Raw genomic sequence first — 25,393 nt, forward strand, 5'->3', positions numbered from 1 at the left:
ATGGCAACCCCAGGTCCCACAACGCGCCCCGCCGCCGAAGAGTTGCGCACCGTCATCGTCACCGGGGCCTCCTCCGGCATCGGCGCCTATTGCGCGCGGGCGCTGAAGGCGGAAGGCTGGCGGGTCTTCGCCACGGCGCGCAAGCCGGGCGATATCGCCGCGCTCGAGGCCGACGGCATCGAGGCCTTCTATCTCGACTATCGTGAGCCCCAATCCATCGCGGCATTGGTCGAGGAAGTGCTGGAGCGCACCGGCGGCCGGCTCGACGCGCTGTTCAACAACGGCGCCTACGCCCAGCCCGGCGCCGTCGAGGACCTGCCGGTCGCGGCACTTCGCGAGCAGTTCGAGGCCAACTTCTTCGGCTGGCACGACCTGACCCGGCGCATCGTGCCGGTCATGCGCCGCCAGGGGCACGGCCGCCTCGTCCACTGCTCCTCGATCCTCGGGCTGGCGCCGGTCCGCTTCAGAGGCGCCTATTCGGCCTCCAAGCACGCGATCGAAGGGCTGATGCTGTGCATGCGCCAGGAGCTCGAAGGCAGCGGCATCCACCTCTCGCTCATCGAGCCGGGACCGGTGACGTCGAAGATCGCCAGCAACGGCCTCGCCTGGTTCTTGAAAAACATCGATGTCGAGAATTCCGTCCACCGCGCCGACTATCAGGCGCAGCTCGCCAGGCTTCAGGCCGGCGGCAGCGTGTCGAAGCTGAAGCCCGGGCCGGAGATCGTGCACGCAGCACTGCGCCACGCGCTTCTGTCACAGCGCCCGCGCCCGCATTATGTGGTAACGCTGCCGGCCAGGATCGGCGTGGCGCTGAAGCGCATCCTGCCGGCGTCCCTGCTCTATCGCGTGCTCGCCAGGCGCGCCTGACCGAACCCGAACCGGAGCCAGCCAGATGCTCATCGTCTTCAAGATCCTTGCCATCGTCGCGATGGCCGCCGTGGTGATCGTGCTGGTCCGCGGCCTGATCAACATGATGCGCGGCGGCTCGGGCATCACCTCGAACAAGCTGATGCAGGCGCGCATCATGCTGCAGGCCGTGGCCTTGGCGTTGCTGTTGCTGGTGGTCTATTTCACGCGCAAATAGTGCGGGCTCAGCGATTCCAGGAGAAGATGCAGACGGTTTTCCGGCCGCAATCGTATCAGGAAAGTCGCTTAAGGAGGATGGCGTGGTCAAGCTCAACAAGATCTACACCCGCACCGGCGACGACGGCACGACAGGGCTCGGCACCGGCGAGCGGCGGCTGAAATCAGACCTGCGCGTCGACGCCTACGGCACCGTCGACGAGGCCAATGCCTGCATCGGCATGGCCCGCATCCACACCGCCACCGAACATCCCGCGATCGACGCCATGCTGTCGCGTATCCAGAACGATCTGTTCGATCTGGGAGCCGACCTTGCCGTGCCGGACGACGGCAAGCCCCTGGACTTCGAGCCGCTGCGCATCGTCGCCGTCCAGACCGATCGCGTCGAACAGGACATCGACGCGCTCAACAAGGAACTGCAGCCGCTGAAATCCTTCGTGCTGAACGGCGGCACGCCGGCCGCGGCCGCGCTCCATCTTGCCCGCACCGTGGCGCGCCGCGCCGAGCGCCTGATGGTGGCGCTGGCGCAGGATCCGGCCGAGCATGTCAACCGCGAGGCGCTCAAATACATCAACCGCGTGTCGGATTTCCTGTTCGTCGCCGCCCGTGCGGTCAATGACAATGGAAGGGCCGACGTGCTATGGGTTCCCGGCAAGAACCGCTGAATCCGGAGGCGGGGGAGGCCCGATGTTCATCCCGCTTTACGACACCAACAGGCTGCGCCACATCCGCCTGCAATATGTCACCATCGGCCTGATCGTGGCGAATGCGCTGGTCTATCTGGCGACCACGCTTGGCGGTGAGAACTTCACCAATGCCGCCGTTCTCGGTCTCGGCTTCATCCCATCGGTGGTTCACGACAAGGTCGAGCTGTCGCCCGAATTCGTCGTCATCCCCGAGAGCCTCAGCTACCTCACTTATTCGTTCCTGCATGCCGACATCTTCCATCTCGGCGGCAACATGCTGTTTCTCTGGGTGTTCGGCGACAATGTCGAGGATGCGCTCGGCCACCTCCGCTATCTGATCTTCTATCTGGCCTGCGCCGTCGCCGGCGCCTTCTTCCAGGGGTTGGTGGCCTGGGACTCGCAAGTGCCGCTGATCGGTGCCTCGGGGGCCATCGCCGGCGTCGTCGCCGCCTATCTGATCCTCTATCCCCGGGTGAAAGTCTGGGTGCTGGCCTTTGCCCGCATTCCGTTGCGCATCCCGGCCTTCATTCCGCTGATCCTGTGGATCCTGTTCCAGGTCGTGATGTTTGCGCGAGCCGCTGTGGGCGGCGACGAGGACCAGATCTCCTGGGCTTGCCATATCGGCGGCATCATCGCCGGATCGATCCTGGTGCTGGTGCTGCGCAGCCGCGGCGTGCCGCTGCTGGCCGGCGCCGACGGCGAGCCGGACCCCACGCCGAACATCCAGCAGCCGCCTGTCCCCGTCGAGCCGGCGGCGGGCGATCCGGCGCAGCCGGCGTCGCAATGGGGCCGTGGAGCAGCGACGCGCCGGGACTGAACCGATTTGGGTGCGTCGTGGGATATTGACGCGCCGGTTTGCCGCCACTACGGAAACGGCACCGCTGGGCGGATATTCCGCCCATAATGTCGGCTTTCGACAACTCTGACAGGGCGCACGCTGCTATAGCGCCCCGACTATCTCAGGAGAGGTGACAGGAAAATGAAGATCCTTGTGCCCGTGAAGCGGGTTGTGGACGCCAACGTCAAGGTCCGGGTGAAAGCCGACGGACTGGGCGTGGAGCTTGCCAACGTCAAGATGGCGATGAACCCGTTCGACGAGATTGCCGTCGAGGAAGCGATCCGCATCAAGGAAGCCGGCAAGGCGGAAGAGATCATCGTCGTCTCGATCGGTCCGCAGCAGGCGCAGGAGACGCTGCGCACCGCGCTCGCCATGGGCGCCGACCGTGCCATCCTGGTCAAGACCGACGAGCAGACCGAGCCGCTCGGCGTCGCCAAGGTGCTGAAGGGCGTGGTCGAGGCCGAGAAGCCCGGCCTCGTCATCCTCGGCAAGCAGGCGATCGACGACGATTCCAACCAGACCGGCCAGATGCTGGCCGCACTCCTCGGCTGGTCGCAAGGCACCTTCGCCTCCAAGGTGGAGCTGGCCGGTGACAAGGCCAAGGTGACGCGCGAAGTCGATGGCGGCCTGCAGACCGTCGAGCTGAAGATGCCGGCGATCGTAACCGCCGACCTTCGCCTCAACCAGCCGCGTTATGCCTCGCTGCCCAACATAATGAAGGCCAAGAAGAAGCCGCTCGACGAGAAGAGCCCGGCCGACTTCGGCGCCGACGTCAAGCCGCGCCTCAAGGTGATCAAGACCGAGGAGCCGGGCGGCCGCAAGGCGGGTGTCAAGGTAACGTCGGTGGCCGAGCTCGTCGAGAAGCTGAAGAACGAAGCCGGCGTGCTCTGAGGAAATCCGATGAGGCCGGCCTGCAAACGGCTGGCTTCTGCGCTTCCGGTGCTCACGTACGGATGTACGCTCCGCTCCGGTTCTCGAAACCAACCGTTTTCGGCTCGGCCTGACCGGATTTCAGGGAGCCTTGAAGACGAAAGTCAGGGATAAAACAATGGCAATTCTGCTTATGGCCGAACACGACAATGCAAGCCTTTCCGACCAGACCGCCAAGGCGCTGTCGGCCGCGCTCCAGATCGGCTCGGATGTCGACGTGCTGGTCGCGGGCAATGGCGCCAAGGGCGCGGCCGATGCCGCCGCCAGGCTGAAAGGTGTTCGCAAAGTGCTGCTCGCCGAAGCCGACGAGCTTGCAGAGCGCCTCGCCGAGCCGACCGCGGCTCTCGTGGTGTCGCTTGCGGGCGGTTACGACACGATCATCGCGCCGGCGACCTCCGCCGGCAAGAATATCGCCCCGCGCGTGGCGGCGCTGCTCGACGTCGCGCAGGTATCGGAAATCATCGAGGTGGTCTCGCCCGACACGTTCAAGCGGCCGATCTATGCCGGCAACGCCATCCAGACCGTGCAGTCGACCGACGCCAAGAAGGTCATCACTGTGCGCACGGCTTCCTTCTCGGCGGCGCCGGAAGGTGGTTCCGCCTCGGTCGAGACAGTCGGCGCCGCAGCCAATCCCGGCCTGTCCTCTTTCGTCGAGAACAAGCTTTCCGAGAACGACCGTCCGGAGCTGACTTCGGCCAAGATCATCATCTCCGGCGGCCGCGCGCTCGGCTCCTCGGAGAAGTTCCAGGAAGTCATCCTGCCGGTCGCCGACAAGCTCGGCGCCGCGGTCGGCGCCTCGCGCGCCGCGGTCGACGCCGGCTATGCGCCGAACGACTGGCAGGTCGGCCAGACCGGCAAGGTGGTTGCGCCCGACCTCTACATTGCCGTCGGCATCTCCGGGGCCATCCAGCACCTCGCCGGTATGAAGGATTCGAAGGTCATCGTCGCCATCAACAAGGACGAGGAAGCGCCGATCTTTCAGGTTGCCGACTACGGACTGGTCGGCGATCTCTTCGTCATCCTGCCGGAGCTGCAAAAGGCGCTTTGACGCGGTCAGTTCTGGCATATTAAAATCCGAAGGGTGGGGTAGACGAAGTCGCCCCGCCCTTTTAGTTTGCACTGCACAAAAAGCAGGCCGCCAAGGTCTGAGCCATTCCGGCGGTTTGCATCGGAATTGCTAGGAACAAACAAGCAGGAGCGTTCAAGCGGAATTGCTCCGGACGGGATTGGGGTCATGAGCAAGATCGAGACGATCGGCATTGTCGGCGCGGGCCAGATGGGTGGCGGTATCGCCCATGTTTCGGCGCTGGGTGGCTACAAGGTCCTGATCCACGACATATCGGCCGACCGGATCGAGAAGGGCATCGCCACCATCAGTGGCAACATGGCCCGCCAGGTCGGCTCCGGCAAGCTCGATGAAAAGGCGCGCAATGAAGCGATGGCGCGCATCTCGGCCGCCCCGGACATGGCCGACCTCGCCGCCGCCGACCTTGTGATCGAAGCGGCGACCGAGGACGAGACGGTTAAGCGCAAAATCTACGCGCAGCTCTGTCCGCAGCTCAATCCGGAAGCGATTCTCGCCACCAACACCTCGTCGATCTCGATTACCCGGCTTGCCGCCCAGACCGACCGCCCCGAGCGCTTCATTGGCATCCACTTCATGAACCCGGTGCCGGTGATGAAGCTGGTCGAGCTGGTGCGCGGCATCGCCACGGAGGATCAGACCTTCGAGGCGGCCAAGACCTATGTGAAGCACCTCGACAAGACGATCACCGTCTCGGAGGATTTCCCGGCCTTCATCGTCAACCGCATCCTTTTGCCGATGATCAACGAGGCGATCTACACGCTCTACGAAGGCGTCGGCACGGTCGATGCCATCGATACCGCCATGCGGTTGGGGGCCAACCACCCGATGGGGCCGCTGCAGCTCGCCGATTTCATCGGCCTCGACACCTGCCTGTCGATCATGCAGGTTCTGCATGAGGGCCTGTCGGATTCGAAATACCGCCCCTGCCCGCTGCTGGTGAAATATGTCGAAGCCGGCTGGCTCGGCCGCAAGACCAGCCGCGGCTTCTACGACTATCGCGGCGACCATCCGGTGCCGACGCGCTGATCTTTTCCGATTGAACGTCCTCGCAGCGGCAAAGGCGTGACGCCGTCTTTCGCAACATCGTCATCAGGCGAAGCGTCGTCGGGCGCGGCGGAAACGCAGCCGCGGCCGTCTTGACGGCATAGCAGGCGGCGTCGGCCCGGGCGATGATCTCGCCGACGTCGCCGCAGCGAGCGGCGGCGACCGCTCCGCTAACCGGCAAACAATTGCCGGCATGATTAAGGTACTGTTTCCAAAACAGTACCGAAGATCGGTGCGGTGCCTACCAGCGCACGAACAGCCGCCCGCCGATGGCGCCGAGCAGCGTCAGGAAGGCGATGGCGATCGTATACCAGGTGGCGACGAAAAGCGGCGAATCGTCGAAGCAATGCGCGGCATAGAAGGTTGCCGCGAGCCCACCCGCGAGCAGGCCGGCCACCGCGCCCGCCAACACCGGCCGCGTCGGCGCGCCGTAGCGCAGCATGCCGAGGAAGACCGCCAGCGGACCGATGCCGATCAGCGGGATGAAACTCATGCAGATCATCATGTTCGAGCCGATAAGCCGCTTGCCCCAATCGGCCTCAGGCACGACGAAGAGCTCCAGAACCACCGCCAGCGCGACCAGAAGCGGCGCGGCGAGCATCCAGGCCATCCTCCGCCTGGTCGAAGCGCCCGGCACCGACAACGCGCGGATCAGCGCGAAGGCCCTGGCCGCGAGAACCAGCGTGAACACGAATTTCGACGTGAAGCGCATCGTGTGCATGGCGGGCATGATGTCGGGCCGCGGCCCGATGGTCGCAAAGAAGACTGCCCCAGCGATCACCACGGCCACGCCTACCGCCAGCCACCAGGCCTTGCCGAGCGGCATCGCCTTGTCCCGGGCGTCGGCGTCGAGCGCTTTGATGAGATCCTCTGTCCTCATATCACTGTCGTCCAAACCGTTTGGCGATCGCGGTGAGGCCGCGATGCAGCGATACGCGCACCGCCGTCTCGCTGATGCCGAGCTTCACCGCCGTCTCGCCGATCGAATGACCGTCGACCGAGATCGAGGACACCACCGAGCGCTGCGCCGGCGGCAGGCCGTCGAGCGCCCGGTTGATGTCGCGGTCGCTCACCGTTTCCGCCTCCGGCTCGGCGAAGGTTTCGGCGATCTCGTCGATCTCGACCTCGATGCGCCGTCCGCGCCGGCGGAACGCGTCGATGAGCTTGAAGCGGGCAATCGCATAGACCCAGGGCAGCACCGGCGCATCCTCGCGCCAGGTGTGGCGTTTGACGTGAATGGCCAGCAAGGTTTCTTGCACGACATCCTCTGGGTCGACCCCGCCCTGTACGATCTTGCGCCGGACAAAGCCGCGAATGAGAGCGGCAATCCGGTGCAGAAAGTCGGCATATGCCCTTTCATCGCCCGCGATTGCAGCCCTGAACAGCCCTGAGAGCTCGGCCTCGTCCTTGCCGGTCACAGAGTCCACTCCCCCGATTTTCGTGCTTCGGCCCTGGTTTGTTACGTGGTCGGCGAAATAATGTCCAAGCCAAACCATCGCAAAATCACGAAAGTTTGCGGATCATGCTTTACCGCAAGGTCGGATCACGCCTTGCCGATCGACAGGGAGTTTTTCAGGAACTTTAACCCTTTGCGTGCGGTCAATTTTCGGCGCCTCTTTCGGTACCTCCGTCTTAGCTCCGCCAACATCTCTAAGTGGCTCTTGTCGATCTGAGGGACAGAAGCCGCATCGCGAGCTGCCGGGAGCGCAAGCAGGGCGTCAGCATGCATGTTGGCGTAAGGCGAAGAATCATAGGTATCGAAGGGCGTGGGCGGATAGCTCAGTATCGTAGGGTTGGTGTTAATCTCGAACACTTGGATGCGGCCTTCCACGAAGGCGTAGTCAATGCGACCGTAAGAAATTCGGGCCATCTCAAAGACCTTCTGAAGTTCGACCGCATGCGGGTGCGTGCGGACGTACAGATGATGCTCATCCAAATGCCGGCCCGACAAACCACGTCCTGGGTCCTTTATGAACCAGTCGGTGCTCGCGAAACAGTGCTGGGCGTAACTCTTGTCGCCGACCCGATAGGCTGAATATTTTCGGTAGTATCCGTCTGCCTCGGGCTTGGACCCAAACTCGACGAGCATGGGGCTAGCCCAAGTCAGGGTCTGCAGCTCGACGAAGCTTGATTCGACCTCCGTCAGAGATCGCAGGAGGCGCGGGGGCTTGTAAGCAGCGCCGACCTCGTCGCGCAGGAACACCGGATACCGCAACGAGTCCGGTAACGAATGGGGTCTGAACACGCGGAAATCATTGATCCCCTCATGGAACAGCATGCGCAAGAGATCGTATCGCCGGAGGCTGTCGCAAGGATGGTTGAGTTGAGCCAACTCAGGGCAATTCCGCTCAATCTGGTCCCGAATTCGGCCCGCTTTGGCGACTTCGGTCGAATTTAGCCGATCCATGTCCGACCAGATGATGGTTCCCCGCTCGACCCTCAGGAGCAGATCGATTTCGTCATACCCGACCAGACGAAAAATGCGCTGAAGGTCTGTCCGATAATAAAGAAGCAGACAGGCCTGCGTATACGAATGCGATCGCTGACAAACATAAAAAATCATGATTTCACCCACCCTCCCCCAAACTGCCTGGGCGGGTGACAAAATCAAGGTCTTCCTCTTATAAGATTGTGCTCAGACAACCTACTTTTCGAAAATGACAAAAATCACGTTTCATAGGATTGAAGAGAGCGACATTCCGCGTATGGCGGCAATGGAAGCAGCATCATGGGGTTCTTTGGGCGCAGACGAGACGACAATCCGCCAGCGTCTGTCGCTTGGTCACACCATGATCGCAGCCGTTCGAGACACGGTCATCGCCGGAGCCGTCTGCTTTGTGGAGACCATTCAGGACCCGCGCGACAGGGCGACCTTCCCGGCAACCTTTACCGCTTATTCTTCCCTTGCGCGCTCCGCTCCTCCAAAATCTCTCTATGTCTACAATCTGGGCGTACGCCCAGAGTTTCGGGGAACACCTCTCTCGCGACGGCTATTGGCACGTCTTGTTGATTATGGTCGCGAGGCAGGGACGCGCTGGATAGTCGGCGACGGCCGCTGTCCTTCTTATGGCGGAGCTCAACAAGATTCTCCGGACAAGGTAGCGATAAATGCCGGCTTCCGAAGAACGATTGACGAATGGCACCGCACCGGAAGCATGCCGTCTGTCAGCGATTTGACCCAGGATCCTTTGCTCAACTTCTATCATCGGCTTTTGAAATGCGAGTTTCTTCATCTTGCGCCGGCCTTTCTTCCCGAAGACCTTAGCTCTGGCGGGTATCGAGTTATTTTTGCAGTTGATCTCTGTAAATGACTGAGCATCGAGACTTGTTCGATCCGTTAGCACTCGGCAGCGATCCATTTCCGGCGTTCGCCAGCCGACGCAAGGCGGGCGGCAGCGCTTGGGGGAGGCCGCCATACCCCGAGTTGAACGGGGCTTTGTATGTGTTCAGTCACAAACTCGTTTCCGAGGCCCTGAAACATCCTCTGCTCCTGCAGGCCCCGCCTGGCGCATACCAGGAGGTCCGGCAGAAGATCACATCGAGCGACGCGCTCGGCCTTCTAACCCGATCGATGCTGCTGTCGGATCCACCCCGTCACCTGCAGCTGCGCCGGCCGTTGTCGGGCCAGATGACCGGTTCTGCCAGCCATGGCATGATCGCAGATCTCCGGCGAGATGCATTGGCGCTCGCCCGCGCCGCCGTAACCGGCCGACGGTTTGACGCAATCCGGGAGCTCGCCATACCGTTTTCGGTGGGCGTGCTCGCCAATATACTTGGGATCGACATCGAGGACCCCTCACGCGTCGCTGACCTCGCGCAACGCATGGCCGATGCGCTGGACGTCAGAACGGCCCAGGTCAGCGAGGATGCGAATCAGGCCTGCCGCGAGTTGTCGGAATGGGTAAATCACATCCTTCAGACCGGCAGGATTCGCTCCGGCGGCCTGGTTGCTCGCATGCTTTCAGAGGCAGAGTTGGGCAAATGGGAGAGGGATGATGTCGTAGCCAATGTGGTGTTCCTGCTTTTCGCCGGTCAAGCAACAGTGGTGGACACGTTTGGAAATGCCCTCCTCGCGCTGTCCGCATTCCCGGAGCAGCTGGAGCTGTTGGAGAGCCAGACAGTGTCTTGGCAAACCGCTGCCGAAGAACTGTTGCGGTACTGCGCTCCCGTGCACTACGCAGGAGCACGCATAGCTGCCGAGGGACTGCAATTTGCTGGCCAATTCATCGAGGCCGGGCAAGCTGTCGTACCCGTATTGGCCAGCGCCAACCGGGATGAAGCAGTCTTTCTAGCCGGCGACAGCTTGGATCTAAGGTCGCGAGTACCGTCTACTCTCACATTCGGCACGGGCCTGCATATTTGCTTGGGGCAACATGTCGCGAGGCTGGAATTGGCTGTCCTGCTTGAAGCCGTGTTCACGGTCGCCAAGGGCTGGCGACTGGACCTTGAGGCCTGCGTCAGACGACCATCGGTTCTCCTGTTCGGCTTGAAAAGCGCGCCGATGCTGGCTCGACCAGATCCATGACTATCTGCCCGAATCCGACACCCGGCGCTTCCACCAGAAGCCGCGAGCGACCAATTGAAGCGGCGCCGCAATGTTGACTTTCTCAATCAGGTATCGATAGGTGCGATCCGATTGACCCCCTGTCTCCAGTTTTGAGGACGATGCCCATGAAGATTGCCCTTTCCACGCTTGCCGGCGCCGTGCTGGCGCTCGGCCTGATCGCCGGCCCGGCCATGGCCGAGGATCAAGGCATCATCGTCTACAATGCTCAGCATGAGAGCCTTGCCAAGGAATGGGCGAAAGGTTTCACCAAGGAAACCGGCATCAAGGTCACGCTGCGCAATGGCGGCGATAGCGACTTCTCCAACCAGATCGTCGCCGAGGGAGCGGCCTCGCCGGCCGACGTCTTCCTGACCGAGAACTCGCCGGCCATGGCCCTGGTCGAGGCTGCCGGCCTGTTCGCGCCGGTCGACGCCGATACGCTGGCCCAGGTTCCGCAGGAATACCAGCCTTCGAGCGGCAAGTGGGTCGGCGTCGCCGCCCGCAGCACCGTCTTCGCCTACAACAAAGACAAGCTCAAGGAAGACCAGCTGCCCAAGTCGCTGCTCGACCTCGCCGATCCAAGCTGGAAGGGCCGCTGGGCCGCCTCGCCGTCCGGCGCCGACTTCCAGGCTATCGTCAGCGCGCTGCTCGAGCTCAAGGGCGAAGCCGCCACCGCCGATTGGCTGAAGGCGATGAAGGAGAACTTCACCGCCTACAAGGGCAACTCGACGGTGATGAAGGCGGTCAATGCCGGCGAGATCGATGGCGGCGTGATCTACCACTATTACTACATCGGCGATCAGGCCAAGACCGGCGAGAACAGCAAGAATGTCGGCCTGCACTATTTCAAGAACCAGGACCCGGGGGCCTTCGTCTCGATCTCCGGCGGCGGCGTGCTGGCTTCCAGCAAGCATCCGAAGGAAGCCCAAGCGTTCTTGAAGTGGGTGACCGGCAAGGGCGGCCAGGACGTGCTGAAGAACGGTACGTCCTATGAATATGCGGTCGGCAAGGATGCCCAGTCCAACCCGAAGCTGGTGCCGCTGGCCGATCTGCAGGCGCCGAAAGTCGATCCGGCAAAGCTGAATTCCAAGAAGGTCATCGACCTGATGACGCAAGCCGGCTTGCTTTAGTTCGCGTTCGTCCTAAAAGGGCGAACGACCGTGCTCCCGCGGCAATTCGCCTTCCGCGGGAGCGTTTTTATTTGGAGATCGCTTCGTCGAATGACGATCGGCTGCGCTTCGAGCCGCTTACGCGGCCTGTCAGATCGCTTCCGCCATGCGGCGTCGGCGACATGGTGGCGCGCCTGATGCAGTCGGCGATCGACACGACCCCGGCAAGACTGCCGGCGTCCGGGATGAAGAAGCGGCGGTCCACGTCGTGGATCACGCTCGCCGCGGCTCTCATCTCGCTTCTCGCGCTGCTGCCGCTCGCCTTCATCGTCTGGGTCGCGATCCAGACGGGCTGGGACACGGTGGTGGCGCTGATCTTCCGCCCGCGCGTCGGTGATTTGCTGGTCAACACCGCGCTCCTCGTCGCTGTCGCCGTGCCGATCGCCATCGTGCTCTCGGTGGCGCTGGCCTGGCTGACGGAGCGCAGCGACCTGCCGGGCAACCGTTGGTGGTCCTGGCTTTCGGTCGCGCCGCTCGCCATCCCGGCTTTCGTGCACTCCTATGCCTGGATCAGCTTCATTCCGGGCCTGCACGGGCTCTGGGCCGGCGTGCTGGTCTCCGTCATCGCTTATTTCCCGTTTCTTTATCTGCCGATCGCGGCCGCGCTGCGCCGGCTCGACCCGGCGCTGGAAGATGCGGCCGCAGCGCTAGGCCTTGGCCCGTGGCGGGTTTTCGCGCGCGTCGTGCTGCCGCAGCTCAGGCTCGCCATCTGCGGCGGCTCGCTGCTGGTCGGCCTGCATCTCTTGGCCGAATACGGCCTCTATGTCTTCATCCGCTTCGACACGTTCACCACCGCGATCGTCGACCAGTTCCAGTCGACCTTCAACGGTCCGGCCGCCAACATGCTGGCCGCCGTGCTGGTGGTGTGCTGCCTTTTCCTGCTCGCTCTCGAGGTGATGATCCGCGGCGAAGAGCGCTATGCTCGCGTCGGTTCCGGCGCCGCGCGCAAACAACAGAGGGCCCGCCTCGGCCGCGCCACCCTGCCCTGCCTGCTTTTCCCGGCGGGCATCGCGCTGCTGTCGCTCGGCGTGCCCTTCGTCACCGTCAGCCGCTGGCTGCTCGCCGGGGGCACGGAAGTCTGGCGCTGGGACGAGATCGGCCTGGCGCTCGGCCAGACGCTGTTCCTCGCCATTGCCGGCGCGGTGCTTGCGACGATTGCCGCCATGCCGATGGCCTGGATCTCGATCCGTTCCCCGGGGCCGCTGCAGCGCCTGCTCGAAAGCTGCAATTACATCGTCGGCGCCTTGCCGGGCGTGGTCACCGCGCTGGCGCTGGTGACGATCACCGTGCGCATCGCGCTGCCGCTCTATCAAACGCTGTTCACCATCCTGTTCGGCTACGCGCTGATGTTCCTGCCGCGCGCGCTGGTCAGCCTGCGCGCCTCGATCGCGCAGGCGCCGGTGGAGCTGGAGCGCGCCGCCTCCAGCCTCGGCCGGTCGCCGGTCAAGGCGCTGTGGTCGACGACCATCCGTCTGTCGGCGCCGGGCGCGGCAGCCGGCATGGCCATGGTGGCGCTCGGCATCACCAACGAGCTCACCGCCACCCAGATGCTGGCGCCCAACGGCACTCGCACGTTGGCGATGGCCTTCTGGTCCTATAGCGGCGAGATCGACTACGCCTCCGCCGCCCCTTACGCGCTGATCATGGTGGCGATGTCGCTGCCGATGACCTGGTGGCTCTACATCCAGTCGAAGCGGATGGCCGGACGATGAGCTTTCTCGAACTCAGCGGCGTCGCGAAGAGCTACGGCCCGGTGACGGCCCTCGCCGGCGTCGACTTGACTGCTGAAAGCGGCAGCCGCACCGCGATCGTCGGACCGTCCGGCTGCGGCAAGACTACCTTGCTCAGGCTGATTGCCGGTTTCGAGGCGCCGGACCGCGGCCGCATCGCGCTCGACGGCAAGGTGCTGGCCAATGGCGGCGCCGCCGTGCCGGCGCATCGCCGCGGCATCGGCGTGGTGGCCCAGGATGGCGCCCTGTTTCCGCATCTCAGCATCGCCGACAATATCGGTTTCGGCATGGCGCGTGGCGAAGACAGGCGCAACGAGCGCATTGTCGAGCTCGCCTACATCGTCGGATTGGACAAGGCGATCCTGAAGCGCCGACCGCACGAATTGTCCGGCGGCCAGCAGCAGCGCGTCGCGCTTGCTCGCGCCATGGCGATGAAGCCGAGGCTGATGCTGCTCGACGAGCCGTTCTCGGCCCTCGACACCGGGCTTCGTGCCTCGATGCGCAAGGCCGTGGCCGAGCTCCTGGAAGAGGCGGGCATCACCACCATCCTGGTCACGCACGACCAGGCCGAGGCGCTGTCCTTCGCCAGCCAGGTGGCGGTGATGCGGGACGGCCTGTTCTCGCAGGTCGGCACGCCGCGCGAGCTCTATTTCCAACCCAGGGACAGGATGGTCGCCGAGTTCCTCGGTGACGCCATCATCCTGCCCGCCAGGATCGCCGATGGCTTTGCCGTGTCGCGGCTCGGCCGCATCCCGGTCGACACGAAGGAACGGCGCGATGTCGCGCGCATCATGCTGCGGCCCGAGCAAATCCTGCTCAAGCTCACCTCGCGCGAAGGCATGTCGGGCACGCCGGACATGCTGTTCGGCGAAGTGACTGACTGCGAATTCGCGGGCTCGATCTGCACCGTCGCGGTGCGGCTGCTCAACAGCCCGGATCCGCCCGATGCGGCCGCGATCGGCAACACGCCGCTCATCCTGCGCCGGACAGGCATGGACGCGCCGGCGATCGGCGAGATCGTCCGCCTCACCGTCGCCGGCAAGGCGCATGTATTCGCCTAGTTCCTCGTGAAAATAATGCAGTTTTGCATTATTCTGGTGCTCGGAGGCATTCATGACGACATTGACGGTCACGGCGCGGGGCCAGGTCACATTCCGAAAGGACGTGCTCAAGCACCTCGGCATCCGGCCCGGCGGCAAGATCAGGCTCGACCTTCTGCCGGGCGGGCGGGCGGAGCTGAAGGCCGAACAGGGCAAGGGCTCCTGGCAAGAGCTGAGCGGGATGCTCAAGGACAGGACGAACGGCGCACGGCTGTCGATCGAAAAGATCAACGATGCGATCGCAGAAGCCGGCGCTTCGGGCGGGATGCGCGGTATCGGGCGCACGTGAAGATCGGCCTCGACACCAACGTGCTGTTACGCCTTGTCGCGGGATGACGAAGCGCAGCGGGCCTTGCTGTGCTCGACGCCGGTGGCGATTTCGCGGATGGCGTGATCGCATTCGACGGTCAGTGGCTCGGTGGCCAAACCTTCGTGACCTTCGACAGGAAAGCGGTAAAGCTCGTTGAAGGGTTGGGAACGCCCACGTTGCTGCTCGAGTGATCTACCGCACGCGCTGCCCGGTCGCCGGCGACCAGAGCGGCCATTGCTCCAGGAAATCGTGGCTGTGGATGACGACGCGGGCGCCGTCGATCAGGATGATCGAATAGGCGGGCGGCGCCTGCTCGACAAATTCGTCGCCGACGAGATCGAGCATGAAGCGGGCATGCAGGCCGCGCTGCACCGAGAAGGGAATGCCGGCGACGGTGCCGGCTATGTCGCGGTGGACATGGCCGAAGAAGATGTACCGGACATTGCCATGGCGGGTCAGCACATCGATGAGCCGCTGCGGCTGTTCGAGGCCGAGCGGGTCGAGCAGCGTGAGCCCGAGCTCGACCGGCGGATGATGCAGAAAAATATAGGCCGCCTTGCCTGCCGCCTCACCAAGCCGTGCGTCGAGCCAGCCAAGCCGGCTGTCGCACAACTCGCCCGTCACGCGGCCTTCCGCCAGGCTGTCGAGGAAAATAAGCCGCCCTTCCGGCGTATCGAAAACCGACTGCACGAAGCCGTTGCCGTCGGTTCCGTTTTCCGGGAAGGCGGCGATGAGGTTGGCGCGCCGGTCGTGATTTCCGGGCAATAGACGGTAAGGCACGGTGAGCCGGCTCAGCGCCGCCTTCAGGTCGGCATAGCTCTCGGCCTCTCCGTCATCGGTCAGGTCGCCCGTGAAGATGCAGAGCGTCGCATCGCTGTGCCGTTGATTGCTATGATCGATGCATCGATCGAGACGCTCATTCAGGTTTGCGCCATAGCGCATCTCGCGCCGACGGCCGAGATGGACGTCGGTGATCTGGATTATTTTCATGCGTGAACCCTCAATCAGTGCTTTCGAAATCGCGGGAAGGATCGCCTACAGCGCCGGTTCCGGCACCGAGGCCTTGAACACGTCGAGCCGAGCGCCGGTCTCCGAGGAGAAGAAGTGCAGGTCCGCTTCGGCGAACTGCAGGCCGACCGTGCTGCCCGGTTCGGGGTGGACGGTCTCGGACGTCACGATGGAGAACGGCGCGCCGTCGAGATCGACATAGATGACGCGGCCCGCGCCCAATTCCTCGATCAGGTCGACGCTCGCCTCGAGCGCTCCGGGCGCCCCCGGCGCCACCATGCGCACCGCCTCCGGCCGGATGCCGACCGCGACCTTCGAGCCTACGGCAAGACCCGTGCGCGACACGTTGAGCTTGCGGCTGTCGCCGAGCAGCGACAGCCCGTCCAGCGTGACCGCGCCTTCGAGCATGTTCATCGCCGGCGCGCCGACGAAGGTGGCGACGAAGCGGCTTGCCGGCCGGCTGTAGACTTCCGCCGGCGTGCCGACCTGCTCGACGCGGCCGCCATTCATCACCACCAGCCGGTCGGCCAGCGTCATCGCCTCGACCTGGTCATGCGTGACGAAGACCGATGTAGCGCCGAGGCGCCGGTGCAGCTTGCGGATCTCGGAGCGCATCTGCACGCGCAGCTTGGCGTCGAGGTTGGAGAGCGGCTCGTCGAAGAGGAACACCTTGGGTTCGCGGATCATGGCGCGGCCCATGGCGACGCGCTGGCGCTGGCCGCCGGAGAGCGCCATCGGCTTACGGTCGAGCAGGTGCTCCAGCTCCAGGACGCGTGCCACCGCCTGGATGCGCTGGGTGCGTTCGGCCGGCGGAACGCCGGCCACCTTGAGCGAATAGCCGATGTTCTGCGCCACGCTCATATGCGGGTAGAGCGCGTAGTTCTGAAACACCATGGCGCAGCCGCGTTCGCGCGGCTCGAGCTTGTTGACCACGGTGCCGTCGATCGCGATCGTGCCGTCGGAAATCTCTTCCAGCCCCGCGATCATCCTGAGCAGCGTGGACTTGCCGCAGCCCGACGGCCCCAGGATGACGACGAATTCGCCCGAGGCGAAATCGAGATCGACGCCATGTACGACCTGCGTCTTGGCGTAGTTCTTCTTGACGCCGCGAATGGTGATGGAGGCCATTTTCCGTCTCCCTATTTTTCGGTGGCGATCAGGCCGCGCACGAACCAGCGCTGCATCAGCACAACGACGATCATCGGCGGCACCATGACGATCAGCGTGCCGGCCATGGCGATATGCCATTCCGGCGCGCCGCCGACATTGGGGATGAGCTGCTTCAGTTCTGTCACCGCCATCGCGTGCGACTGGTCGGTGGTGATAAGCAGCGGCCACAGATACTGGTTCCAGGCCCACAGGAACATGATGGTGCCGAGCGCCGCCATGTTGTTGCGCGACAGCGGCAGAAGAATATCGACGAAGAAGCGCAGCGCGCCGGCGCCGTCCATGCGCGCCGCCTCGGTCAATTCGTCCGGCACGGTCAGGAAGAACTGGCGGTAGAGAAACGTGCCGGTGGCGGTGGCGACCAGCGGCAGGATCAGGCCGCTATAGGAATTGAGCAGTCCCAGGCTGAGCTGGACCTGAACCCCCGATATCTTCTGGATCAGCCAGGAAAGCCCCGTCAGGTCCATCATCGCCTGATAGGGATCGAGAACGTTGGCGACAACCGCGTAGGTCGGAACGATGCGCACTTCCAGCGGCAGCATCAGCGTGACGAAGATCAGCCAGAAGATCAGCATGCGGCCCGGATAGCGGAAATAGACGATCGAGAAGGCCGTCAGGGCCGAGACGATCACTTTGCCGGCGGCGACGCCGAACGCCATGATGAAGGAATTGAAGAGCTTCGGGCCGAGATCGGCGGTCGTCCAAGCCGTCTTGATGTTGACCCAGAAATCGCTGCCCGGCAGCAGCGACATCGGCACATCGTTGACGTCCTTCAGATTGTGCGAGGCGGCGATCGCCACGATGACGAACGGCGCCACGCAGAATACGAAGCCGGCGAACAGGATCAGATGCGTGAAGAAGTTGAGGATCGGGGTGCGCTCGACCATGGCCCGCCTCAACGATAATGCACGCGCCGCTCGATGAAGCGGAACTGGACGATGGTCAGCGCGATGATCAAGAACATCAGGATGATGCTCTGCGCGGCGGCGCCCGAATAATCCAGGCCTTTGAAGCCGTCGGAATAGATCTTGTAGACCATCAGATTGGTGGCGTTGGCCGGTCCGCCCGCCGTCATGATGTCGACGATGCCGAAGGAGTCCTGGAAACTCTCGGTGATGTTGATAACCAGCAGGAAGAAGATCGTCGGCGTGATCAGCGGGAACTGGATGTCCCAGAAGCGCCGGATGACGCCCGAGCCGTCCATGGCGGCGGCCTCGATCAGCGAACGCGGGATCGCCTGGAAGGCGGCGAGGAAGAAGATGAAATTATAGCCGACATATTTCCAGGAAAAGGCGATGATGATCGAGGCCATCGCGTCGGCGCCGTCGAGGCCAGGGTCCCAGAAGCCCGGCCAGACCTTGTTGACGACCGCCATGAAGCCGGCCTCCGGCGCCAGGATGAAACGAAACGCCAGCGCCAGGGCCGGCGCTGCAATGCCATAGGGCCAGATCAGCACGACGCGATAGAGCCATGAGCCGGCAAGCTGCCGGTCGGTCAAGGCGGCGAGCACCAGCGCGATGACCATCGCAAGGCCGGTGCTGATGCCGGCAAAGATCATGCTGGCGGTGATGGAATTCCAGTAGTCGGCGTTGGCGAGGATCGAGCGGAAATTATCGAGCCCGACCCAGATGTTGCCGCCGCCCCAGGGTTGCTGCAGCGTCAACGACCAGTAAACCGCCTGGCCAGCCGGCCAGTAGAAGAAGGTGAAGATCAGGATGAGCTGCGGCACCGCGAACAGGATGCCGATCGTCCATCTGCCGAAAGTGACGCGTTTTTCCATCGATCCACCGATGAGTGGAACACCAGCCCGCCTTCAGGGCAAACCTAGATGTGAAATGGCCGCCCGTCGATTCCCGGCGGGCGGCCGCTCCAACATCCGGGATCAGGGCAGGGTCTTACCCGGATAGGTCTGCTGGAAGCGCTCGAGGATCGCGTCGCCATTCTTGACCAGCGTGTCGAGGCCTTCCTGCACGCTGACCTTGTTGGCGAAGATCGCCTGCATCTGCGGACCGAACTCGGCGCGGATCTGAGTGAAGTTGCCGAGGCGGATGCCGCGGGTGATCTCGGTCGGCTCCGAAGCGGTCAGGCTCTCGATCGCGACCTCACGGCCCTTGTAGGGCGCCTTGTCGTAGAAGCCGTTGGACTTCATGAAATCGAAGCCCGACTTCGTCACCGGAATGTAGCCGGTGTTGGTCGACCAGAACAACGCGGTCTTTGGGTCGTGGATGAAGTTGAGGAAGGCGGCAGCGCCTTTGTATTCGGCGTCCGACTTGCCGGACAGCACCCACAGCGAAGCGCCGCCGACCAGCGAATTCTTGCGCTCGGTGCCGGCATAGACCGGCAGCTCGGCGACATCCCAGTTCATGCCCTCCTTCTGGGTGCGGCCGACCGTGCCGTGGTCGCCGACCGAGGTCAGGATGACCTGGCAGGTGCCGGTGGCGAAGGCCTGCACCATATCCTGGCCGAGGTCCTTCGACTTGATCTTCACCAGGCCGGCGTCATACCACTTCTTCAAGTCGGTGACGTACTGGACGAACTTGGTCTTGTTGACTTCGAGACGCGCGTCGAGACCGTCATAGCCGTTGTTCTTGGTGGCGATCGGCTGGTTGTGCAGCGCCGAGAACTGCTCCATCAGCTGCCAGCTCTCATTGGCCGAGATGTTGATCGCCATCGGGCAATCATAGCCGGCGTCCTTCAGCGCCTTGAGGTCGGCGGCGACGTCTTCCCAGGTCTTCGGTGCCTCGGTCTTGCCGATCTTGGCGAAGGCGTCCTTGTTCCAATACATCAGCGCGGTCGACGAGTTGAACGGGAAGGACAGCATCTCGCCCTTCGAGGTCGCGTAATAGCGCGCGATGCCGGGGAAATAGTCGCTGTAGTCGATCTTGTAGCCGTTCTCTTCCATCAGCTTGTCGGCCGGCTTGTAGGCGCCCGACAGCATCATGGTGGCGGTGCCGACATCATAGACCTGAACGACGGTGGGCTGCTTCCCGGCGCGGAAGGCGGCGATCGTGTTCTGCAGCGTGGCGTCGTAATTGCCCTGGCTGGTGCAGACGACCTCGTAGTCCTTCTGGGAATCGTTGAAGTTCTTGCACAGCGTGTCGACGACGCGGGCGAGGTCGCCCGAAAGACCGAACCAGAAATCGAATTTGACCGGCTCGGCAAAGGCAGGAACCGCGAGCGCGGTGCTGAGCGCGCCGGCGGCAAGGGCAGCGAAGCCCCGCTTGATGATCGTCATGGTTTTCCCTCTTGAGTGGCAGTGTGACAAGGGTTTTGCGCAAGTCCTTGCCCGCTCTCATAGAGAAGGTATGTGACAGTTCTGTTGTGGCCCCTGGACCGGTAAGCGGCCCTGTGGACAGCCAATCTCTCCTCCCCTGGCAGCGGTCGCGCCGGCATGAAAACGTCACATCGGCGCTCTAGAGAGCTAGGGCGCCGCTCAGCGGCGAAAAGACCTCTTTGATTAACCGGCTAACTGAATGGAAAGAGACATGCTGGTTCCGCAGCTCACGCACGTGCCGGTCGCCATCCGCAACGCCATGCGGGACGGACCGCGCGACAGCGCCACGCATTTGCGCCACGCCGCCGCCGTTCCCGCTCTCGGGGAGATCGAGATCGGCGGCCAGGCGTCGGGCAGAAGCGTCGGCGAGAGCCTGACGGTGATGGCCTGGAACGTCGAGCGGCTGCGTCATGTCGATGCCATTGCCGCCACGATCGCCGGCCAGGCGCCGCACGTCGTGCTGCTGTCCGAGGTCGACAAGGGCATGGCGCGCTCCGGCAACAGCCATCTTTTGAGCCGGCTTGCCGATCGTCTAGGCCATTCCTACGCCTATGGCGTCGAGTTCCTGGAACTCGGCACCGGCAATGAGGCGGAGCAGGCGGCAAATGGCGGCGCCGAGAACATCGAGGGCTTCCACGGCAACGCCGTAACCAGCGCCGTCCCGCTGCTGCGGCCCTTCCTCGTTCGGCTGGACGCCGCCGGCGCCTGGTTCCTGCCCGAGCACGGCCAGCCCCGGATCGGCGGCCGCATGGCGCTCGGCGGCCAGGTTATGGTGGGCGAGCGCCGGGTCACCGTCGTTTCGGTGCATCTCGAGAACCGCACTAATCCCGCCGGCGGCGCCGACCAGACGCGCCACCTCCTTGACGCCATCGACAGATATGACGCGGAAGCGCCGGTCCTGATCGGCGGCGATTTCAACACCCTGACCGCCACCTATGAAGAGCGTCACGCCGATCCGGCCGCATGGCAGGCCCGCATTGCCGCCGAACCGGACCGGCTGATGTGCCCCGACCGCCACGAGCCCCTCTTCGCCGTCATGGCCGAGCGCGGATACGACTGGCGCGGCGCCAACGCGTTCGACAAGCCGACGCAGCGGCGCATGGCAGGCGACTTGACACCTGTCGGCCACATCGACTGGTTCTTCACCCGCGGCCTCGCGGCAAGCGCGCCCGCGACGCTGCCGGCGGTGCTGCCGGACGGCAGCCCGAGCGCCGACCACGAGGCGCTGGTGGTGACGGTGCGGGTGAGATAGCGGTCGCGATCAGGGTTCGAGCGCCGCTTCCACCAGCCGCTTGGCGTCCGGGCTCGACCATTCGGCCGGGCCGTTCATATGCGCGATCAGGCAGCCATCGGCGTCGATCAGCATGGTCACGGGAAGTCCGAGCGCCAGCCCGCGCGTCTTCGCTTCGTTGAACAGCGCGATCGTGGGGTCTCGGTAGAAGCCGAGCGTTTGAACGCCGATCTCCTTGAGGAACTTCTTCGGCTTCGTGTCGTCGCCGGTATCGACATTGACGGCGATGACCTCGAAGGCATTGCTGCCCTTTTCCTTCTGCAGCGCATCGAGGGCCGGCATCTCGGCGCGGCATGGCGCGCACCATGTTGCCCACAGATTGAGCAGCACCGTCTTGCCGGCATGGTCGGCAATCGTCATCGGCTTGCCGTCGGAACCGTTGAAGGCAAGGCTCTTCAGCGACTGCGGCGGATCGGCCGGCTGCAGTGCCGCGACCTGGCCGACGGCCTTCGAAGCGACAGTCTTGGCCCGGTCGGCCTTGGCCGCGCAGGCGGCATCGTCCTTGCCGGCGGCAGCGGCGACCTTCTCCGGCGCGTTGTTGCCAGAACCGCTCTCGCTGACATATACCGCGACCGCGCCGGCCAGCACGCCCGCCACCAAGGCGGCGAGGATGAGGCGCGTAGCCGGAAAAAAGAACCTATTGCCGTCTGCCATTTTCAAAACTGCTCCGGAGCACGGGTTATAGCGATGAGCGACAAGAAGGCCAGCAACCAGATGTGGGGCGGACGTTTTGCCTCGGGTCCGGCCGCGATCATGGAAGCGATCAACGCGTCGATCGGCTTCGACCGCAAGCTCTATGCGCAGGACATAAGCGGATCGATCGCCCATAGCGAGATGTTGGCTGAAACGGGCATTATTTCGGCGTCCGATCAAGAAAAAATCGCTCACGGGCTGAACACGATCCTGAAAGAGATCGAGGCCGGCACGTTCGAATTCTCGACCAAGCTCGAAGACATCCACATGAATGTCGAGGCCCGCCTTGCCGACTTGATCGGCCCGGCGGCGGGACGCCTCCACACCGCCCGCTCGCGCAACGACCAGGTCGCGGTCGATCTGAGGCTCTGGGTCAAGCAGGAATGCCAGCGCGTCGCCCTGGCCTTGAAGGACCTGATCGCTGCGCTCCTGGAACGCGCCGAGGAGCATGCGGCGACCGTCATGCCCGGCTTCACCCATATGCAGGCGGCCCAGCCGGTGACCTTCGGCCATCACTGCATGGCCTATGTCGAGATGTTCGGCCGCGACCTCTCGCGCGTCCGCGACGCCATCGAGCGCATGGATGAAAGCCCGCTGGGCGCGGCGGCCCTTGCCGGCACCAGCTTTTCCATCGACCGCCACATGACGGCCAGGGCGCTCGGTTTCCGCGAGCCGACGCGCAATTCGCTGGACAGCGTCTCGGACCGCGATTTCGCGCTCGAATTCCTCAGCCTCGCCGCGATCTGCGCAACGCACCTCTCCAGGCTCGCCGAGGAGATCATCATCTGGTCGACGCCGCAATTCGGCTTCATCCGCCTGTCGGACTCCTTCTCCACCGGTTCCTCGATCATGCCGCAGAAGAAGAATCCGGACGCCGCCGAGCTGGTGCGCGGCAAGACCGGCCGCGTCAACGGCCATCTCGTCGGCCTGCTGACCGTGATGAAGGGCATGCCGCTGACCTATGGCAAGGACATGCAGGAGGACAAGGAAGCGGTCTTCGACGCCGCCGAGACGCTTGACCTGATGCTGGCGGCGACGACCGGCATGGTGCGCGACATGACCGTCAACGCCGCCGCCATGAAGAAGGCCGCCGGCGCCGGTCACGCCACGGCGACCGACCTTGCCGACTGGCTGGTGCGCAATCTCGGCCTCCCCTTCCGCGAGGCGCACCATGTCACCGGCCGCGCCGTCGCGCTCGCCGAGGAGAAGAAGGTCGGCCTGGAGAAGCTCTCGCTGGACGACCTGCGCTCGATCCATCCCGGCATCACGGAAGACATCTTTTCGGTGCTTGCCGTGCAGAATTCGGTGAAGAGCCGCACAAGCTTCGGCGGCACCGCGCCGTCGGAAGTGCGAAAGCAGATCCGCTATTGGAAGAAGCGGCTCGCCAAGGCTTGATGCATGTCGCCCAGAAGTGTGTAGCGGTTCTGGGGCAACGACATGCATCAAAACAAATGCATGTCGCTCAGAAGTGTGCAGCGGTTCTGGGACAACGACATGCATCAAAGCAATTGCCGGGATGCAAAGCGCTGAAAACTCGGCTAAAAGCGGCGGCACAATAAACAGTTTCGAACGGATGGATCGATGACCCGTAGCAGGATTTTGGTGACGCTGGCGCTGCTGGCGGCGGTTGTCACCGTCACGGCCTGCGGCAGGAAGACCGGCCTCGACACGCCTTATGAGGCGGCGGAGCAAGCGCGCAAGGATGCGGAAAAAGCCAAGCAGCCGGTGCCGCCCGAGCCGGAAAAACCGGTCAAGGACAGGAAATTCATCCTCGATCCCCTGCTCTAGAGCCGATGAGATCGATCGATCTCATCGAGCTTCAACTTTCCGGAACCGATACCCGTGAACCATTTCGATTACCGTGACGGTGTTCTCCATGCCGAGGACGTCGCGATCCCCGACATCGCAGCCGCGGTCGGCACGCCCTTCTATTGCTACTCGACGGCGACGCTGACCCGGCACTTCCGCGTCTTCAGAGAGGCTTTCGCCGGCCTCGACGCGCTGGTCTGCTACGCCATGAAGGCGAACTCCAACCAGGCCGTGCTGAGGACGCTGGCCAGGCAGGGTGCTGGCGCCGACGTGGTCTCAGAAGGCGAATTGCGCCGCGCTTTGGCCGCCGGCATCCCGGCCGGCAAGATCCTGTTTTCCGGCGTCGGCAAGACCGCGCGGGAAATGGACTTTGCCCTCAATGCCGGCATTCTTTGCTTCAACGTCGAATCCGAGCCGGAGCTCGAGCTTTTGTCGGCGCGCGCGACCGCGCTCGGCAAGGTGGCTCCGATCTCGCTGCGCATCAATCCGGACGTCGATGCAAGGACGCACAAGAAGATCTCGACCGGCAAGGCCGAGAACAAATTCGGCATTCCATGGCAGCGCGCGCGGCAGGTCTACGCCCGTGCGGCTGAATTGCCGGGCATCAAGGTGACCGGCATCGACACCCATATCGGCAGCCAGATCACCGAATTGCAGCCCTTCGACGACGCCTTCGCGCTGCTCGTCGAACTGGTCGGCGCGCTGCGGGCCGACGGACATTCGATCGAGCATGTCGATCTCGGCGGCGGCCTGGGCATTCCCTACCGCGTCGACAACAGCCCGCCGCCGCTGCCCGACGCCTATGCCGAGATCGTCAGGAGGCATGTCACAAGGCTAGGCCTCAAGGTGATGTTCGAGCCCGGCCGCCTGATCGTCGGCAACGCCGGCATCCTGGTATCTGAGGTGATCTATGTGAAGGAAGGCGACGCCAAGAACTTCCTCGTCGTCGACGCCGCCATGAACGACCTGATCCGGCCGACGCTTTATGACGCATTCCACGATATCAGGCCTGTGGTGCAGCAGCCCGCCTCGACGCCGCGCATGAAGGTCGATGTCGTAGGCCCGGTCTGCGAGACCGGCGACTTCATCGGCCTCGACCGCGACCTGCCGAGGCTGAAGGCCGGCGACCTGATCGCCGTTTCCACCGCCGGCGCCTATGGTGCGGTGCAGGCCGGCACCTACAACACCCGGCTTCTGGTGCCGGAGGTTCTGGTCGACGGCGACCGCTTCCATGTCGTGCGGCCGCGCCAGACCTATGAGGACCTGATCGGGCTGGATTCGGTCCCCGACTGGCTGAAGTAGCCTTGAGAAGCGCTAGATCTTCCGCTGGATCAGCGCCTTGGCTTCGGCGATCCGGTCCTCGTCCCGGCGATAGAAGATCCACTGCTTGGTGCGCTTGGTGCTGAGCAGACCGGCCTGGGTCAGCACACGCATATGCTCGCTGAGCGTTGCCTGGGTTATGCCGAGCTTTTCGGCGATCAGCAGCGCGCAGACGCCGTCCTCGACCAGATCGCCATCGGCCTGGCGCGGAAAATGCGCGCGCGGATCCTTGAGCCAGTCGAGGATCTGCAGCCTGCGCTCATTGGCGATCGCCTTGAAGATGTCGACCTCTTGCATTTAGCCATTTT

At 63.7% G+C, this 25,393-nt stretch carries 27 protein-coding genes and 1 pseudogene; 18 read left to right on the plus strand and 10 right to left on the minus strand.

Features of this window, described 5'->3' with window-relative positions:
* The 7 genes from ACVMIM_RS00255 (at position 1) to ACVMIM_RS00285 (ending at position 5,650) form a co-directional block, all read left to right on the plus strand.
* Positions 1-867 (plus strand): SDR family oxidoreductase, encoded by an 867-nt coding sequence (locus tag ACVMIM_RS00255; protein ID WP_476109671.1) that lies wholly within the window; start codon positions 1-3, stop codon positions 865-867.
* 25 nt (positions 868-892) lie between these two features.
* Complete coding sequence (locus ACVMIM_RS00260; protein ID WP_040998521.1) at positions 893-1,084, plus strand: twin transmembrane helix small protein; 192 nt, start codon at positions 893-895, stop codon at positions 1,082-1,084.
* Between the two features lie 82 nt (positions 1,085-1,166).
* The gene (locus ACVMIM_RS00265) at positions 1,167-1,748 is read left to right on the plus strand and encodes a cob(I)yrinic acid a,c-diamide adenosyltransferase (RefSeq protein ID WP_476109672.1); all 582 of its coding nucleotides are present in this window, start codon (positions 1,167-1,169) and stop codon (positions 1,746-1,748) included.
* Positions 1,749-1,770: 22 nt separating this feature from the next.
* Entirely contained in the window at positions 1,771-2,586 is an 816-nt protein-coding gene (locus ACVMIM_RS00270) for a rhomboid family intramembrane serine protease (protein WP_476109673.1), read from the plus strand.
* 162 nt (positions 2,587-2,748) lie between these two features.
* A complete protein-coding gene (locus ACVMIM_RS00275) occupies positions 2,749-3,498 on the plus strand; it encodes an electron transfer flavoprotein subunit beta/FixA family protein (RefSeq protein WP_040998525.1) in 750 nt (249 codons plus the stop codon).
* A 157-nt stretch (positions 3,499-3,655) separates the two neighbouring features.
* Positions 3,656-4,585, plus strand: coding sequence for an electron transfer flavoprotein subunit alpha/FixB family protein (locus tag ACVMIM_RS00280; RefSeq protein ID WP_476109675.1), 930 nt, complete (start codon positions 3,656-3,658; stop codon positions 4,583-4,585).
* Between the two features lie 186 nt (positions 4,586-4,771).
* Positions 4,772-5,650 carry a 3-hydroxybutyryl-CoA dehydrogenase gene (locus ACVMIM_RS00285; RefSeq protein ID WP_040998530.1) on the plus strand — a complete coding sequence of 293 codons (879 nt, stop codon included), beginning with the start codon at positions 4,772-4,774 and terminating at the stop codon, positions 5,648-5,650.
* Positions 5,651-5,909: 259 nt separating this feature from the next.
* Here ACVMIM_RS00285 and ACVMIM_RS00290 read toward each other — a convergent pair whose 3' ends face one another.
* The 3 genes from ACVMIM_RS00290 to ACVMIM_RS00300 all read right to left on the minus strand — a co-directional run bounded on the left by ACVMIM_RS00290 (position 5,910) and on the right by ACVMIM_RS00300 (position 8,231).
* On the minus strand, positions 5,910-6,548 hold the full coding sequence (locus tag ACVMIM_RS00290; protein WP_476109677.1) for an NrsF family protein: 639 nt from the start codon (positions 6,546-6,548) through the stop codon (positions 5,910-5,912).
* A gap of 1 nt (position 6,549) precedes the next feature.
* Positions 6,550-7,086, minus strand: a complete 537-nt coding sequence (locus ACVMIM_RS00295; protein ID WP_476109678.1) for a sigma-70 family RNA polymerase sigma factor — start codon at positions 7,084-7,086, stop codon at positions 6,550-6,552.
* Positions 7,087-7,211: 125 nt separating this feature from the next.
* On the minus strand, positions 7,212-8,231 hold the full coding sequence (locus tag ACVMIM_RS00300; RefSeq protein WP_476109680.1) for a hypothetical protein: 1,020 nt from the start codon (positions 8,229-8,231) through the stop codon (positions 7,212-7,214).
* A gap of 94 nt (positions 8,232-8,325) precedes the next feature.
* On the opposite strand from ACVMIM_RS00300, the gene ACVMIM_RS00305 reads away from it, so the two are divergent.
* The 7 genes and pseudogenes from ACVMIM_RS00305 to ACVMIM_RS00335 form a co-directional block, all read left to right on the plus strand.
* Positions 8,326-8,979 (plus strand): GNAT family N-acetyltransferase, encoded by a 654-nt coding sequence (locus ACVMIM_RS00305; RefSeq protein WP_476109682.1) that lies wholly within the window; start codon positions 8,326-8,328, stop codon positions 8,977-8,979.
* A gap of 14 nt (positions 8,980-8,993) precedes the next feature.
* Positions 8,994-10,193, plus strand: coding sequence for a cytochrome P450 (locus ACVMIM_RS00310; protein ID WP_476109684.1), 1,200 nt, complete (start codon positions 8,994-8,996; stop codon positions 10,191-10,193).
* A gap of 146 nt (positions 10,194-10,339) precedes the next feature.
* On the plus strand, positions 10,340-11,344 hold the full coding sequence (locus ACVMIM_RS00315; RefSeq protein ID WP_040998538.1) for an iron ABC transporter substrate-binding protein: 1,005 nt from the start codon (positions 10,340-10,342) through the stop codon (positions 11,342-11,344).
* A gap of 224 nt (positions 11,345-11,568) precedes the next feature.
* On the plus strand, positions 11,569-13,095 hold the full coding sequence (locus tag ACVMIM_RS00320) for an ABC transporter permease (RefSeq protein ID WP_476117050.1): 1,527 nt from the start codon (positions 11,569-11,571) through the stop codon (positions 13,093-13,095).
* Complete coding sequence (locus tag ACVMIM_RS00325) at positions 13,092-14,174, plus strand: ABC transporter ATP-binding protein (protein ID WP_040998540.1); 1,083 nt, start codon at positions 13,092-13,094, stop codon at positions 14,172-14,174. Before ACVMIM_RS00320 ends, ACVMIM_RS00325 begins: the two co-directional genes overlap by 4 nt.
* Positions 14,175-14,226: 52 nt before the next feature.
* On the plus strand, positions 14,227-14,502 hold the full coding sequence (locus ACVMIM_RS00330; protein ID WP_476109686.1) for an AbrB/MazE/SpoVT family DNA-binding domain-containing protein: 276 nt from the start codon (positions 14,227-14,229) through the stop codon (positions 14,500-14,502).
* Positions 14,503-14,558: 56 nt separating this feature from the next.
* A pseudogene (locus ACVMIM_RS00335) lies at positions 14,559-14,714 on the plus strand (PIN domain-containing protein); the annotation flags it as partial.
* A gap of 1 nt (position 14,715) precedes the next feature.
* Here the strand turns inward: ACVMIM_RS00335 and ACVMIM_RS00340 are convergent.
* The 5 genes from ACVMIM_RS00340 to ACVMIM_RS00360 all read right to left on the minus strand — a co-directional run bounded on the left by ACVMIM_RS00340 (position 14,716) and on the right by ACVMIM_RS00360 (position 19,933).
* The gene (locus ACVMIM_RS00340) at positions 14,716-15,513 is read right to left on the minus strand and encodes a phosphodiesterase (protein ID WP_476109688.1); all 798 of its coding nucleotides are present in this window, start codon (positions 15,511-15,513) and stop codon (positions 14,716-14,718) included.
* Positions 15,514-15,558: 45 nt separating this feature from the next.
* On the minus strand, positions 15,559-16,659 hold the full coding sequence (gene ugpC / locus ACVMIM_RS00345; RefSeq protein WP_476109689.1) for a sn-glycerol-3-phosphate ABC transporter ATP-binding protein UgpC: 1,101 nt from the start codon (positions 16,657-16,659) through the stop codon (positions 15,559-15,561).
* A gap of 11 nt (positions 16,660-16,670) precedes the next feature.
* Positions 16,671-17,585: an ABC transporter permease subunit gene (locus ACVMIM_RS00350; protein ID WP_476109691.1), complete on the minus strand. Its 915-nt coding sequence runs from the start codon at positions 17,583-17,585 to the stop codon at positions 16,671-16,673.
* Positions 17,586-17,593: 8 nt separating this feature from the next.
* On the minus strand, positions 17,594-18,478 hold the full coding sequence (locus tag ACVMIM_RS00355; RefSeq protein WP_040998550.1) for an ABC transporter permease subunit: 885 nt from the start codon (positions 18,476-18,478) through the stop codon (positions 17,594-17,596).
* Positions 18,479-18,580: 102 nt separating this feature from the next.
* A complete protein-coding gene (locus tag ACVMIM_RS00360; RefSeq protein WP_476109693.1) occupies positions 18,581-19,933 on the minus strand; it encodes an extracellular solute-binding protein in 1,353 nt (450 codons plus the stop codon).
* A 250-nt stretch (positions 19,934-20,183) separates the two neighbouring features.
* On the opposite strand from ACVMIM_RS00360, the gene ACVMIM_RS00365 reads away from it, so the two are divergent.
* Positions 20,184-21,224 carry an endonuclease/exonuclease/phosphatase family protein gene (locus ACVMIM_RS00365; protein WP_476109695.1) on the plus strand — a complete coding sequence of 347 codons (1,041 nt, stop codon included), beginning with the start codon at positions 20,184-20,186 and terminating at the stop codon, positions 21,222-21,224.
* Between the two features lie 9 nt (positions 21,225-21,233).
* Here the strand turns inward: ACVMIM_RS00365 and tlpA are convergent, their stop codons facing one another.
* Positions 21,234-21,917, minus strand: coding sequence for a thiol:disulfide interchange protein TlpA (tlpA, locus tag ACVMIM_RS00370; protein ID WP_476109697.1), 684 nt, complete (start codon positions 21,915-21,917; stop codon positions 21,234-21,236).
* Positions 21,918-21,950: 33 nt separating this feature from the next.
* On the opposite strand from tlpA, the gene argH reads away from it, so the two are divergent.
* The 3 genes from argH to lysA all read left to right on the plus strand — a co-directional run bounded on the left by argH (position 21,951) and on the right by lysA (position 25,067).
* Complete coding sequence (gene argH, locus ACVMIM_RS00375) at positions 21,951-23,351, plus strand: argininosuccinate lyase (RefSeq protein WP_476109699.1); 1,401 nt, start codon at positions 21,951-21,953, stop codon at positions 23,349-23,351.
* A gap of 186 nt (positions 23,352-23,537) precedes the next feature.
* The gene (locus ACVMIM_RS00380; protein WP_127253283.1) at positions 23,538-23,744 is read left to right on the plus strand and encodes a lipoprotein; all 207 of its coding nucleotides are present in this window, start codon (positions 23,538-23,540) and stop codon (positions 23,742-23,744) included.
* Between the two features lie 54 nt (positions 23,745-23,798).
* Positions 23,799-25,067 (plus strand): diaminopimelate decarboxylase, encoded by a 1,269-nt coding sequence (gene lysA / locus ACVMIM_RS00385; protein ID WP_476109702.1) that lies wholly within the window; start codon positions 23,799-23,801, stop codon positions 25,065-25,067.
* A gap of 12 nt (positions 25,068-25,079) precedes the next feature.
* Here lysA and ACVMIM_RS00390 read toward each other — a convergent pair whose 3' ends face one another.
* On the minus strand, positions 25,080-25,382 hold the full coding sequence (locus ACVMIM_RS00390) for an ArsR/SmtB family transcription factor (protein WP_476109704.1): 303 nt from the start codon (positions 25,380-25,382) through the stop codon (positions 25,080-25,082).
* Between the last annotated feature and the right edge of the window lie 11 nt (positions 25,383-25,393).

The sequence above is a fragment of the Mesorhizobium sp. USDA 4413 genome (genome assembly GCF_056280365.1).